The 14,398-nt window shown below is 40.3% G+C and carries 13 protein-coding genes; 6 read left to right on the top strand and 7 right to left on the bottom strand.

The genetic code is table 11. The annotated features are described in order from the left end of the window. Window positions 1-231: 231 nt before the first annotated feature. From BW976_RS07420 to BW976_RS29280, 3 genes are all read left to right on the top strand, one after another. Entirely contained in the window at window positions 232-1,125 is an 894-nt protein-coding gene (locus BW976_RS07420; RefSeq protein ID WP_076372028.1) for an AraC family transcriptional regulator, read from the top strand. Next, window positions 1,106-1,513 (top strand): DUF983 domain-containing protein, encoded by a 408-nt coding sequence (locus BW976_RS07425; protein ID WP_076372030.1) that lies wholly within the window; start codon window positions 1,106-1,108, stop codon window positions 1,511-1,513. Before BW976_RS07420 ends, BW976_RS07425 begins: the two co-directional genes overlap by 20 nt. 137 nt (window positions 1,514-1,650) lie before the next feature. Beyond that, complete coding sequence (locus tag BW976_RS29280) at window positions 1,651-1,806, top strand: hypothetical protein (RefSeq protein ID WP_175614065.1); 156 nt, start codon at window positions 1,651-1,653, stop codon at window positions 1,804-1,806. Between the two features lie 135 nt (window positions 1,807-1,941). Here BW976_RS29280 and BW976_RS07430 read toward each other — a convergent pair whose 3' ends face one another. Continuing rightward, a complete protein-coding gene (locus BW976_RS07430; RefSeq protein WP_139332240.1) occupies window positions 1,942-2,274 on the bottom strand; it encodes a hypothetical protein in 333 nt (110 codons plus the stop codon). Window positions 2,275-2,543: 269 nt separating this feature from the next. Continuing rightward, window positions 2,544-4,382, bottom strand: a complete 1,839-nt coding sequence (locus BW976_RS07435) for an ABC transporter ATP-binding protein (RefSeq protein WP_245834659.1) — start codon at window positions 4,380-4,382, stop codon at window positions 2,544-2,546. A gap of 147 nt (window positions 4,383-4,529) precedes the next feature. Between BW976_RS07435 and BW976_RS07440 the strand changes: the two genes are divergently transcribed. Beyond that, complete coding sequence (locus tag BW976_RS07440) at window positions 4,530-5,174, top strand: HAD family hydrolase (protein WP_076372035.1); 645 nt, start codon at window positions 4,530-4,532, stop codon at window positions 5,172-5,174. A 430-nt stretch (window positions 5,175-5,604) separates the two neighbouring features. Here the strand turns inward: BW976_RS07440 and BW976_RS07445 are convergent, their stop codons facing one another. From BW976_RS07445 to BW976_RS07460, 4 genes are all read right to left on the bottom strand, one after another. Then, window positions 5,605-6,117 carry a GNAT family N-acetyltransferase gene (locus tag BW976_RS07445; RefSeq protein WP_076372037.1) on the bottom strand — a complete coding sequence of 171 codons (513 nt, stop codon included), beginning with the start codon at window positions 6,115-6,117 and terminating at the stop codon, window positions 5,605-5,607. Between the two features lie 62 nt (window positions 6,118-6,179). After that, a complete protein-coding gene (locus BW976_RS07450) occupies window positions 6,180-6,683 on the bottom strand; it encodes a c-type cytochrome (RefSeq protein ID WP_076372039.1) in 504 nt (167 codons plus the stop codon). Between the two features lie 225 nt (window positions 6,684-6,908). Further along, window positions 6,909-7,772, bottom strand: coding sequence for an SDR family oxidoreductase (locus BW976_RS07455; protein ID WP_076372041.1), 864 nt, complete (start codon window positions 7,770-7,772; stop codon window positions 6,909-6,911). Window positions 7,773-7,915: 143 nt separating this feature from the next. Then, window positions 7,916-10,273, bottom strand: a complete 2,358-nt coding sequence (locus BW976_RS07460) for an ABC transporter permease (protein ID WP_076372043.1) — start codon at window positions 10,271-10,273, stop codon at window positions 7,916-7,918. A 274-nt stretch (window positions 10,274-10,547) separates the two neighbouring features. Between BW976_RS07460 and BW976_RS07465 the strand changes: the two genes are divergently transcribed. Both BW976_RS07465 and BW976_RS07470 read left to right on the top strand, forming a co-directional pair. Then, the gene (locus BW976_RS07465) at window positions 10,548-10,904 is read left to right on the top strand and encodes a BlaI/MecI/CopY family transcriptional regulator (RefSeq protein WP_076372045.1); all 357 of its coding nucleotides are present in this window, start codon (window positions 10,548-10,550) and stop codon (window positions 10,902-10,904) included. An 11-nt stretch (window positions 10,905-10,915) separates the two neighbouring features. Then, complete coding sequence (locus BW976_RS07470) at window positions 10,916-12,652, top strand: M56 family metallopeptidase (protein ID WP_076372047.1); 1,737 nt, start codon at window positions 10,916-10,918, stop codon at window positions 12,650-12,652. 208 nt (window positions 12,653-12,860) lie between these two features. Here the strand turns inward: BW976_RS07470 and BW976_RS07475 are convergent, their stop codons facing one another. Then, complete coding sequence (locus BW976_RS07475; protein WP_076372049.1) at window positions 12,861-13,946, bottom strand: DNA topoisomerase IB; 1,086 nt, start codon at window positions 13,944-13,946, stop codon at window positions 12,861-12,863. Between the last annotated feature and the right edge of the window lie 452 nt (window positions 13,947-14,398).

Here is a 14,398-nt window from a genome sequence, read left to right on the forward strand (position 1 = left end):
TATGCGTATAACACCAACGGCATTAATTTAAGAAGAGGATACAATGTCGAATAACGACTTTTGAATGCCCAACATCGATTTCTTCCTTCATTATTCGATATCAGACATTCATTATTCAATATTTTAAATAAATCTGGTGATTAGTGGTATTATTCAATTATAGTTGAATAGTACCATTTAAAATAAAAATAGTACCATTATAAATGAAAAATTGCTGCGTAATTTTGCTTCATGTTACAAAACATACCACTATATGATATCTGTTCACTGTCTGACATCAATCAGGATGACATACTGATAAGCAGTTTTGCACCATATCTTGATACACATAAAAACCTGTTTGCTACCCATCGCCATACATTTTACCACCTGGTATTATTTACTGCAGGCGCGGGTACACATACTATAGATTTTGAAAGCTTTGTGGTTAAGCCAGGGCAAATTTATTTTATGATACCCGGACAGGTACATTCCTGGGGTTTTGAGGGTGTTACGGATGGTTATATTATTAACTTTTCGACATCTTTCATCCAATCATTCCTGCTGCAGCATGGATACCTGGATAATTTTTCTTTTTTCAGCGGTAACCTCGCTGATGCAGTGATCAATTTACCGGCCGAAACTTACGCAGCTATCAAACCTCTTTTTGAAAACATACTTACAGAAGTTACTAACCCTGGCACATCAGCTGCCGATATGATCAGGCTACTGATGCTTCAAATATTTATCAGGGTTAACCGTGTAACTGCCATCTCGGCCGTAAACAATAATTCGTCATACAACCAAACCCTGCTCAAAAACTTTAAAAATTTAATTGAACATCATTATACGGATATCAGGTTACCAAAGGATTATGCCGCTATGCTGTATATAACACCGAACCATTTGAACGCGGTTTGCAAAGATATGATGGGTATCCCCGCTGGTGAGATGATCCGTAACAGGGTAATGCTAGAAGCAAAACGCATGCTCACCAACCCTCAGCTCAGCATCAGCGAAATATCATTGAAATTAAACTTTAGCGACAACTCTTATTTCACCAAATTTTTTAAAAAACTGGAAGACACCACACCCGAGGAATTCAGAAAAAAATTACTATACGATCATGGAAAACAACAACTATAAATTAGCGGCATGGCCGGCTTTTGTACATGCCAAATGTCCGCGTTGCAGGCGTGGTGATATGTTTGCCACAAGCATGTATGGCTTTCAAGGTCAGGAAATGCACAAGACCTGCCCGCACTGCGGTTTAACATACGAAAAAGAGCCAGGCTATTTTTACGTGGCTATGTTTGTAAGCTATGCCTTTAATGTTGCCGAAATGGTAACCGCCGCCGTAGCTATAAGCGTATTGACCGGAAGTCATAATCCGTGGTTATATGTTACTATTATACTGGCTATTGCGGTTATACTATCGCCTTTTAACTTCAGATATTCAAGGGTTATGCTATTGTATTGGCTTACACCAGGCCTGCATTATCACCCCGAAATGAGCCGCGACAAAATAAACTGATCTTTTGATGAATGATGATAAGCGTCGGTAGTGTTTTTCCTGCCGGCGCTTTTTTATGCGCTAATAATTTTGATGCTATTAAACTATGAGCTTTGCTTTTGGTCATAATTATATATAACTTCTATATTTTTTTGACCATGAAAGCGAAATTAAACATCATAAAAAAAGACCTCTATAATGTATTTGTAATGGGTAATGCCGATGAGCGGCAACTGGCAAGGATTTATTTTTTACTGGCCATCCCCTTTTTTACGCTACTCTTTACTTTTGGGCACTTCCCAACTTATAAATAAGGCTAATCTTTATTATTTAATCCGGGTTGCAGAAATATCATCGGCAATCAGACAAAAAACAAAACAGCCGTTACACTGCTGTAACGACTGTTTGCCAACTGTTTCCCTAATTAAACTAACTAAACTAAACGATCATTAATATTGCTGTGTGTACCGGCCCAAATGATTGATGGCCATTTGTACATTTTTTATATAAAAAACACTGTTGTAATCACATTGATTATCTGTCCACCTTCTTTTCTTTAAAAGGTTTCTGTAGTTAAAATTCGTAGTCGTAAAAAAATCTTTTTTCAGATCGGCTTGGGCGGTACTATCGGGCTGGTTAATATTTTGATTATCCTGCTGTTTTATCTCCGATGGTTGATTATTATATGATTTTATTTCATCATCTGATGAAAATATTTGGGCACAAGCAACAAGTACAAGGGAAACGAAAACAAAAATTAAAAAGTGATAAAAAAGTTTCATGATAAATAGCTTTGTAAATATTTGATTAGTTGCCCACTCAAACATTTGTCCAAAATTAATCTTACCACAACACAAATAACAGGGTGATAATACGGTATCGCCTACGTATTTCTACGCATTTTTACATTCCGTGGAATAAACTATTGCTTTATTGATAATAATCAATAATTAAAGTAATTAACTTATTAAAAACAAAGCAATAGCAATACGCTATCACAATTGTAATAGATTCCGGATAGTTAGCTAGTAATTAATAAGCTGTTGATTATTTACCGGTAACCGGCAGCCTGCAGGTCAAATAATTCGGCATAACGGCCCCCTTTAAGCAATAACTCCTCGTGACTGCCTATTTCTATCAGTTCTCCCTTTTCCAATACCAAAATCCGGTCGGCCATCCTAACGGTACTAAAGCGGTGTGAAATCAGTACCGCCGATTTACCCTTGGTTAGTTCGGCAAAACGCTCAAAAACATTGTATTCTGCCCGGGCATCAAGGGCTGATGTAGGCTCATCCAATATTAACAGCTGCGCATCGCGCATGTAAGCCCGTGCCAGTGCAACCTTTTGCCATTCGCCTCCGGATAGCTCTACCCCATCGGCAAAGCGTTTGCCTAATTGCTGGTCATAAGTACCGGGAAGTTTAGCCGCCAATATATCGGCCAGGCTTTGGCGGGCGGAGTTTTCGATGAGCGGCCGGTTATCTTTTTCGCTTATTTTACCTACAGCTATATTTTGCGCGAAGGTCATTTGGTAGCGCAGATAATCCTGAAAAATAACACCTACGTTAAGCCGGAGATCGGTCAGGTCATACTGTTTCAGGTCGATACCATCCAGTAATATCCGGCCTTCTGTTGGATCATACAAACGGGCCAGCAACTTTACCAGCGTAGTTTTGCCTGCGCCGTTTTCGCCTACGAGTGCCAGTTTTTCGCCAGGGTACAGTGTAAAGTTCAAATGCCGGTTGGCCCATCTGTCGGAGTTAATATACCGGAAGCCAACATTTTCAAAAGTAAAACCTTGTTGAATGGTTTTAGGAAAAGGTAACGCGTGTTCGGCCAGTTTAATCTTAGGTACAATCTCAAAAAACTCAAAAAAATCGCGCAGGTAAATAGCGCCCTGGGATACCGCCGTAAAACGGGTTAAAATACCCTCAAGCAAAGCACGAAGCTGCCTGAATGAGCCGGCCAGGAACGCCAGCTCGCCAATGGTTACACTTCCGTTCACTGTACGTACAATGATAACCAGGTAAGCTGCATAATAGCCCAGGCTGCCCAGCATGGCAAAAAAAGTACCCCATAACGAACGTTTTATAGCCAGTTGTTTATTATCGCCATAAAATTTATCAGACAGAAGCCTGAACCTATCAATAATAAAACCCGAAAGGTCAAATATCTTTACTTCTTTGGCTGTTTCGTCGCTGGCACCCAGGTAACGGATATAATCCAGCTCGCGCCGCTCGGGTGTTTGCCCTCGGGTTAAGGCATAACTTTGGTCGTTAAAGTACGATTCGCCTAAAAAAGCAGGGATAATAGCAATAAGCAGCAGTACAATAAGCCATGGATTAAAAGCCATTAAGCCTACGGCCAGGAAACCCATCGTGATCAAATCCTGTACCTGGCTCATGACCTGCGACAGTAATATAGTACGCCCCACGGTTTGCTGACGGGCGCGCTCCAGTTTATCATAAAATACCGAATCTTCAAACTGATCCAGATCTAATGTGGCGGCATGCTCCATGATCCTGACCGAAGTATAATTGCTGAACAGATCCCCCAAAAGGCTATCCATTAAGGTTATAGCCCGGCTAAGTGCATCGGTTAGTATAGCCAGGGTAAATTCCAACCCTACCAGTTGCCACAGATAGGTCATATCCTTCACGTGCTCATGGCTTACCATGACCACCTGGTCAATGATCAGCTTACCTATATATAACAGCCCTAGTGGCATAGCCGAGCGTATAATGCGCAGCAAGGCGTTTACTATCGTCATCCAACGGCTAGTCTGCCACACCAGTTTAAAAAACGCGGGCAAATTTCGTAGAGCCTCAAAACGCTCTTTTAAGGTAACTTTATTACTGATAGTATTTTTGGGTGGTCGGTCGGTCTTCAATATGGATGCTCTTTCTTGTTGATATAAGCGAATTTAACCAATTAGCGTCCTAACCCCCTAAAGGGGGGATTTATTTTACATTGCTTTGTTTTTTCATAAACTGCCTGTCAAAACAATAACCTGCTTTTTATTACTTTTGCCGGCACTATGGATACTTCACTACATAATCAATTCGACAGTATAATTTTTGATCTCGACGGTACCCTTTGGGACAGTACAGCCAATGTAGCCCTGGCCTGGCAGGCAGCTATTTCAAAAGTTGATTATATTGATGAGCCTATGACTGTAGAGCGTGTTAAGTCTATCACCGGGATGACCTACGATGCTATTTTCGATAAACTTTTCCCCAATCTCGATACCGAACAACGAAAGGAAGTACAAGCTCTTTGTGCTACCAGTGAGCTCGAAATTTTGCATACTAAAGGCGGCGATTTATACCCGCAGCTGGAAGAAACGCTAAAATACCTGGGCACAAAATACAAACTGTACATTGTAAGTAACTGCCAAAGCGGTTATATTGAGTTGTTCCTGGACCTGAATAATATGCACGCACATTTTTTAGGGCATCAGTGTTTTGGTACTAAAGGCAACCCTAAGGCTGATAATATTAAGGATATCGTAAGCGACCATCAGCTGAAAGCACCTGTGTACGTAGGCGATACCATGGGCGACTATACCGCAGCATACCAGGCAGGTGTACCCTTTATTTTTGCCGATTACGGCTTTGGTAAAGTACAAGACGGCATGGTAGCTACTGTAAATAGCTTTAGTGAACTGACAGAACTGCTCTAATATTCGTTCTATTGCATACTAGTACGGTTTCTTACCCTGTTGTTACTTGTTTGCGTAATCAGGGTTTCCATCTGTATGATTTGCGATGGCAGCGATAACAAACATATTTTTTTAGCGGCAGCCAATACAAAAAAACTCTTACAAATGGGCCTCGGGGTATGCGGTTAATGTTTGTATTATTACAACGCCTGCAATGAACAGCGTGTGAATGGCTTGGGTTTGTTCGCTTTGAGGAAGCAATGGAAAGAATGGATTTTTCTTCAATTTCAACAGTCATGATCAGTTAATTAGGGGATTTTTTACCTCCTGACCAAAATAAAAACTATTAAAAGTGCATACTTATCCAATAAGTTTACATTTCAATCAGGGGGCGATTAAAGTTAACTTAAAAACAATGAAATTCATAGCGCTTTTTACTTTAAAAAAAAATTTAATTTTGCTCCTCAAGCAATAATTGCATAAAAAGCAGATCGAGCCAGCGATTAAACTTAAAACCGACCTCTTTAAAGTGCGCAACCTGCCTGAAACCCAATGACTGGTGCAAATGATAACTGATTTGATTTTCGCTGTCGATACCGGCTATTACAGCATGAATACCATTTTTTCGTGCTATATCAATAAGCGGCCGGAGTAAAAGTTTGCTGATACCTTGTCCTTGAAATACTGGATCTATATAAACAGAATGCTCAACAGTATACCTATAACATGGCCATATCCTGAAATGCCCATAAGTGCAAAAGCCAGCTATCTTCCCGCCTGTTTCTGCCACCAATACCGGAAAGCCATTATCTATTCTGTCCTGATACCATGCCTGGCGCATTTCTGGCGTATGAGGCCGCTCGCTGTAAACGGCAGTAGTGTTTAATATGGCATCGTTATAGATGTACAGAATGGCAGGTAAATCGGCCTCATTCGCATTTCTGACATTTATTATACTATTCATATTGATGGTAAATTAAAACACCCCTTACTTTACATAAGAGGTGCTTTGAATGTTTTCAAGGATTACCCTTTTTTATCAGGAGTACCGGCTGCTGGCTGGCCGCCTGGCGCTGGTTGACCACCTGGGGGCATGCCTCCCGGACCACCACCGGCAGGTATCACAACCTCTGGATGGGCAGTACCACGATGGCAGGTATTACAGTTGATGCCAGATTGCATGATCATGCCTAATGAATCCTTTTTGGCATGAAAATATTTCTGGTTTATTTTATTCATCATCTTGTACATGTCACGGGCCATTTCCTTTTCGGGCTTGGCATCACTGGCCCAATCCATCTTTTTGGTTTCCTCATTACGGGCATGACAAAAGTTGCAATGTACCCCTAATGAATGCTCCCACTCTTCCATTACTTTATGAAGATTATCGCCAGAGATGTTTTTAGGTAATACTTTTAAATTTTTAAACCCTTCATCCTGGGGCTTTTTAGGGGTCATGGACGTCATGGCACCTAATACTACAACAGATAACAATCCAAGTGTAGCTACTATTTTCTTATTAAAAGGCATTAGTGTCATATTTAAGTCACCGAAAATAACTATTAACTTTTAATGCTACAATACCGGATTCCGTAAAAATGGGTAATTTTTAAGATACAATTTATGGAATCGGGATTGCAGGGTACAGAGTCAAGAACCGAGAATCAAGAATTAAGATAAAAAACTTCATTTTAATAAACGAACAGCAAAATTCATCTTGATTCTAGGTTCTTGACTCTCATCGCCTGTCTGCTCTTAGCCCGCATTTATAACCGGCCAGATCAGGTAACGGGAAAGAAGCTTTTCGCTGATAACCCAAAGCTTATTGCGCGATTCCGTGTCTGTAGCTATAACCGAAGTTTTGGCCACCTTATTTTTGATAAAATAGGCTCCGTTATATTTTTCGAGTTTTGCCGCTGTGGCCAAAAATATAATGGTTTCGGCACCTTGTTCGGCGGTTATCATAAACGGACGCGCTAATAGCATCATCATTTTATTCAAGCCTTTTACTGTTGCCCCAAAACCTGTTTTTACCAGACCAGGGTGTGCCGAAAATGCCAGGATTCCTTTTTCTCCATACTTTTCGGCCAGCGACTGGGTAAAATAAATATTGAATAGCTTACTCATGCCATAAGCCTTAAAAGCGCTGTAGAATTGTTCCCATTGCAAGTCATCAAACCGGGGTCTGCTCCATTTATGCGCTTTTGAACTTACATTAATAATCCGGGCCTGTCCTTTTTGCAGCAATGGCATCAGGCAATGGGTTAATAAAAAATGCCCCAGGTGATTAGTGGCCAATGTCATTTCAAACCCATTCTTACTTAGCTGGCGTTCTTCAAAAACACCACCGGCATTATTGATGAGGGTATTTATAGCAAATAGTTTTTCTGTTAATTCATCCGCCGCTTCACGTACACTTTGCAAATCGGCCAGGTCGCAACGCAGCACATATATTTCTTTATTGCCTGTTTTACCTATTATTTGATTTTTAAGTCGCTCGCCTTTGGGTATATTACGCACCAACAAATAAAGCGCGTGCCCTTGTGCGGCCAATGCCAATGCGGTTTCTTGTCCTATGCCGGATGTTGCACCGGTAATAACGGTTGTTTTTAAAGCCATGCCCTGTATCCTCTAAAAAGAAAACTTTCAGATTGGCAAGATACTTGTTTTTTGGCCCCCTAAAGGGGGAATTTTTTGATTTGCTTCAATACTTTTACAATTTTATTAAAATATCCGAATTTACAATCCGGGTTAAGCTTTTGTTACTCGCTCCTTAAACTCTTTACCGGGTTTGCCAATGCAGCTTTAACCGATTGAAAACTAATAGTGATAAAAGCTATTAATATCGCCATTAGTCCTGCCAATACAAATACATACCAGCCGATACTGATACGATAGGCAAAATCTTCGAGCCATTTATTCATGGTGAACCAGGCAGCCGGAATGGCTATAGCGATAGCAATCAGCACCAGCTTGATAAAATCTTTTGCCAGCAGGCCAATAATTTCGCTAACGCTGGCACCTAATACTTTCCGAACGCCAATTTCGCGGGTACGTACCTGAGCTGTAAAAGCTGCCAAGCCCAACAATCCTAAGCACGAAATCATGATAGCAATACCCGCAAAATAATTAAACAGGGTTCCTTCTCTTTGTTCGCCTTTATAAAGATTGTTAAAAATATCATCCAAAAAAGTATAATCAAAAGGGTATTGCCCGTTGTATTGTTTAAACTGATCCTGAGCAGCGTTAATAGCCTTTTGCGCATTACGACCATCCGTTTTGATGTATATTGAATTTAAATCCTGTGTATAATAAAAAATGGCAGGTGAGATCTTCTCCCGCATAGAAGCAAAATGAAAATCTTTTACCACACCTATTATGGTACCGCTAATTTTCCGCATCCTGAACCTTTTGCCTATCGGGTTTTTCAAACCAATTTCCTTAACAGCAGCTTCATTTAAAATAAAGTGGATGGAGTCGGCCACGGCCCCCGTAAAACCAGCACCCTGTACTAATTTCATTTTAAAAAAAGACATAAAATCCTTATCAATGGCCATTGGATGAACAATAAACGTTTGGTTTGCCGCCTTACCATCCCAATCAGTATCGCCACTTAAGCCACCAAGGCTTACAATGTTGGAGTTGGAGCGGGTAACACCCAATACACCGGGCTGCTTTAAAAGTTCGGCTTTTACGGCATCGTAATGTTTTGCCATATCCCGCATCCAGAAAGCCAACACGTGACTTTTATCGTACCCTAATTGTTTTGACCGGATATAGTTGAGTTGGCCGGTAATTACTATCGTGCCAATAATGAGTATAACTGAGAAGGTAAACTGGGTAACCACCAGTATTTTCCGGAAAGTAACATCACCCATCCCGGCAGAAACTTTACCCTTTAATGCTTTAAGCGGTTCAAATGATGAAAGCAGCAACGCAGGATAGATGCTTGATACGATCAGCGTACCGGATATGGTTGCCAATATAACAATCCATATATGATAATCATTCAGGTTAAATACCAGCTGTTTACCCGATAGCTCATTAAATGCAGGCATCAGGGCGTAGATAAGTAAAATGGCCAAACCTGCGGCAATTAAAAACAGCAGGGCGGTTTCTACAATAAATTGCAGGAATAGATGTGATTTTGCTGCCCCTATAATTTTACGCATGCTGATCTCTTTCGACCGTAACATTGACCGCGCTGTTGAAAGGTTTACATAATTGATACAGGCTATCACCAATATTAACAGGGCTATAACAATAAATATCCTTACTGTACTTATACCGCCATCGCTGCCATCAAGATGATACAAATGCATTTTTGTTAAGGGTAGCAATAGATATTCAACATCAGTATCTTCCTTTTTATGGCTGATGTGGATGTTAAACAGCTTGGTTTTTAAACTTTCCGGGGCAATACCCGGATTAAGCAAAACATAGGTTTCATAGCCAAAATTGCTAAAATCGTTATTTACATCCTTCTCGCCTTCCGCCAGCAGTTTGTTGGTATGGTAGCTCATGGGCATGATGAGCCCCATATTAAAACTCGAATTATCCGGAAAATCGTTAATAACACCACTTACGGTAAAGTTCGCTTTATCATCTGCTACAATTACCTTTCCAATCGGATTTTCATTGCCGAAATACTTTTTGGCTGTTTTTTTGGTAATGACCACTGAATTATCATTGGCAAAAGGCTTAGCCGTATTACCCTGCACCAGTGGAAAATCGAAAATGGAGAAAAACGACGGATCAGCAAAAACAACGTTCTCGTTACCAAAAACTTTATCCTGGTATCTGAACATCGAAAAAAACTCATTGCCCGTTATACGCACCTGATCTTTTACCCCGGTTAATTGCTGCTTAGCCAGTGGCCCCATCGGGGCTACATCTTGCCGCCAAATTTGCCTGCTGGCACCGGTGCCGCCAAAAATTGCCATCCTGTAAATGTTTGGTGTTTTTTTGTGGAAGCTGTCAAAGCTCAATTCGTTTTGCACCCATAATAATATCAAGATTCCGATAGCCAGGCCAACAGTTAAACCAACAATATTAATAATGGAGTAGAATTTGTTTTTCAACAAATTACGCCAGGCGGTTTTGAGGTAATTTTTTAACATGATTGGAGCATTTTAACCAACGTTAGCTAAGATTATGCCATTCATATAAACAATTGACTATTAAATAATTAAGTAAATCATTAAATACCCTCCCGTACGAATACATTATACTAATTGTTCGCACGCGGACGGTTTATCCCCCAATGTAGTGAAAAGATTGACATTGGAATGTTCTAAAGAAAACACCACTCCCCCCTTCCGAAAATAAAATAAAATAAAATAAATTTGGATTACTACGAAATATTCGTAGATTTACGAAACAATCGTAAATACAATGGAGAAATTATCGCAGCAAGAGGAAGAAGCCATGCAGGCAGTGTGGCAATGCGGCCCAGGTTTTATTAAAGATTTTCTGGATCAGTTATCAGAACCCAAACCTCCTTATACCACCCTGGCATCCACCATCAAGAACCTGGAGCGTAAAGAGTTTTTAAAAAGTGAAAAAATGGGTAACTCGCTCCGTTACATCCCCATTATTAAAGAAGAGGAATATAAAAAACGCTTTATGAGCGGTTTTGTGAGCGATTACTTCCAAAACTCCTATAAAGACCTGGTTACGTTTTTCGCCAACGAAAAAAAAATAAGTGCCAGCGATTTGCAGGAGATCATTAAACTGATTGAAAAACAATAAACCCTAATACCATGCCAGCATTGTTTGTTTTTTTACTTAAAGTAAATGTTGCCCTGTTGCTATTTTGCGCAGGATATTACCTGGTGCTCAGACCATTAACTTTTTATACACTAAACCGTATTTACCTGCTCGCAGCCATTATTTTTGCCAGTATATATCCCTGGTTAAATCTTTCGGCTTTTTTACAGCGGCACGAGGAACTGGCAAAACCCGTACAGCAAGTGGTTATTAATTGGCAGGCACCGGTACAAAGCCTGGTAAAACCATTGAGCCAACCCGATTACTGGCGCTGGGCCGAGGTTATTTTTTGGCTGGGAGCATACGTATTGGCACTTAAACTGGTGGTACAGCTATTCTCGCTGTACAGATTATATAAAAGCTCTAAACCCGCTACTATAAACAATCACCAGGTACGCATTATGGACAAGGATGCGGCACCTTTCTCTTTCTGGCAAAGCATTTTTGTAAACCCTTCAAAACATGAACCTGCCGACCTGAAAGCTATATTACTGCATGAGCAGATACACGTGAACGAGTGGCATACCATCGATATATTACTAGCCGAAATAAGCAGCATCTTTTACTGGTTTAACCCCGGCATATGGCTGATGAAAAAGGCTATCCGCGAAAATGTAGAGTTTATAACCGATCGTAAAATATTGAATAAGGGTATCGACAGTAGAACTTATCAGTACAGCCTGGTTTCGGTAAGTTTTAATAACCAGCAGCCCGGTATAGTGAACCATTTTAATATATCAACCATCAAAAAACGCATTATCATGATGAACGCTAAAAGATCTTCGAAAATAAACCTTACCCGCTACGCCTTCCTGGTACCCGCGGTAATTACTTTACTGCTTGTATTCAGCATATCAAAGGCTGATTTTGCCAAACCTATCCGGGTAAAATTGGCCAATGCGGTTAAACCATTGGAAAACATCATCACTGTTAACGCTTTGCCTAGCCCGGCAGGTAATGCTCCGCTTCCAAAGCTTAAAAAGCCCGCGCATCCGGCGGCCAAAACACTACCCGTTGCAAAACCGGATACGACTAAGAAAGTACTCATTATCAATAGATATGGCAATAAGGACTCCGTAATTTGTTATATTAATGGTATAAAAGGCAGTCTTAAAAATATTGATCCTGATAATATAGCCCAGATTACCGTTTTAAAAGGCGCCCCCTTGCCGGCTTATATTAGTAAAGATGATATAGATGATGCAAAAAAAGTGGGACTGATGCTTGTTGTCACCAAAGATTCACCAGATGGAAAAACACTAGAAAAATTAAAACAATTAAATGGGGTTGTAGTAACTGATAATAAAATAAAGCCTAATGTAAATTTAACCAGCATTACCGTAAAAACTGATCCAACCAGCTCTATTACTACTAGTACTAACATAACTGTTGATACTCCTTTAAAATCGAATATCAAAAACAATATAAAAGCTCATATTATAAAAGTATCGTCAGTTTCAAACGTATCTGTTGATGGCAAAAACACCTCTTCTCAAAACATTTCGGTTGATAATGACAAAGGCATGCATATCTCTTTTGATAAAGATAAAACTCCGTTGGTTATTGTAGATGGCAAGGAAATACCTGCAACTGACATGAAAAATTTAAACCCCAACAATATTGATTCCATGTCTGTTCTTAACGGTGAAGGCGCTACAAAAAAATACGGCGACAAAGCAAAAGATGGGGTAATACTAATCAGCACTAAAAGAAGGCCGCTTAAGGATTAAGGAAACTTTTGTACACTCGGGGCCCTCTGCGAGAGACCTGAAGGAACAAAAAGTGGGTTTACACTTTTAACCCATTATATGATTAAAAAATTTATAATTATCTTATTTTCAATTAGTTAAATAAATGAAAGCTATAAAAAGTGTAAACCATGTAAACCCACTTTTTGGGTAACACCATAGCCCTAACGGTCACAATTAATCATATCAACTAACTGGCTTCGGCCAGTTTTTCTGTTTCAAGCAGGTTAAGCAAGGCTTTTTCGGCCTGGTTGAGCTCGGCTGCTTTCACATCCTTTTCTTCGTCAAGTTCGCTGATGTACTTAAATAAGGTACCTTCCTCATAGCTTTTGATCACCGAAGGGTGTACGTAATACTTTTTACAAACCGAACGGGTGTTGCCTAAAGTAACGGCCACTTCATCAATTACACTGACGATTTTTTTACGGCATTCAGTTACATTTGCAAATTCACCGGCCGCTTTAAAAGCATATAAAGCGCTTACGCTGCCTGCCCAGGTACGGAAGTCTTTGGCCGTAAAATCTTCGCCGGTAATCTCTTTCAGATAATTGTTAATATCGCCCGAGTCAATGCTGCGGCGTTCACCGGCTTCGTCATAATATTGAAAAAGCTCTTTCCCTGGAATATCACGGCATTGTTTTACCAGCCGGGCTAGTTTTCTGCTTTGCAGGCTTACCTTATGCTGCACACCTTTTTTCCCCTTAAACTCAAACCTGATGGTTGATCCATCAATTTTAATATGCCGGTTTTGCAGGGTGGTTAAACCAAAAGAACCATATAATTTTTGATAGGATTCGTTCCCTATTCTAATGCTGGTCAGCTCCATGAGGCGCACCACAAGAGCCACCACTTTTTCGTGACCGGGATTGTGGCGGGCCAGGTCTTTATCTACCTGCTCCCGTATAGCGGGCAGGTAAGAGGCAAAAGTTTGCAGGCGATGATATTTGGATTGATTGCGGATCTGGTTCCAACCAGGATGATAGCGATATTGTTTCCGACCGGCAGCATCTATACCTGTAAATTGCAGATGGCCGTTTTCATAAGGCGATATCCATACGTTGGTATACGCCGGCGGGATCACCAACCGGGTAAACCTGGTTATTAACTCTTTATCTTTTACTAATTTGCCTTCGACATCGTAAAAACTCCAGCCCTTACCAGATTTTTTACGGGTATAGCCGGGTGTTGAATCTGATACATATCTCAAACCGACCGCCTTTGCAGTAATTTTGGGGTCGCGTCCAATTTTTTCCAGTTTTTGCAGCAATCGGTTCATATGGATGCTACAACAAAACCTATACCATTAGGTTTTGATGGGTACGGTAAAGACACTGAGATACCCTAATCAGATTATGTCCTCGCAGGGTCTCTCGGAAAGGACCCTGCGTTTGTGTTGACCTGTTCGCTGTTAACCTCAGGGTCCCTTCCAGGAGACCCTGAGGGGACGTAAAGGGACAAAAAGTGGGTTTACACTTTAAACCCGTTATATGATGATAAAACAATATAATTACCTTATTATCAATAAATTAAAATCATGTAAACCATAAAAAGTGTAAACCATGTAAACCCACTTTTGTAACAAAATGGCCAGTTTGTTCAGGGATAATGCTTAAGTCCATTAAGTAAGGGAAATTTGCCGAAATTATTTTGAAAAACCTCACTAATAATGATGTTTATATTTTATAAACATCAGATAGTTACTAATTTCACATCACAAGAAAAACCACC

The organism is Mucilaginibacter lappiensis (assembly GCF_900155965.1).
Lineage (GTDB): Bacteria > Bacteroidota > Bacteroidia > Sphingobacteriales > Sphingobacteriaceae > Mucilaginibacter > Mucilaginibacter lappiensis.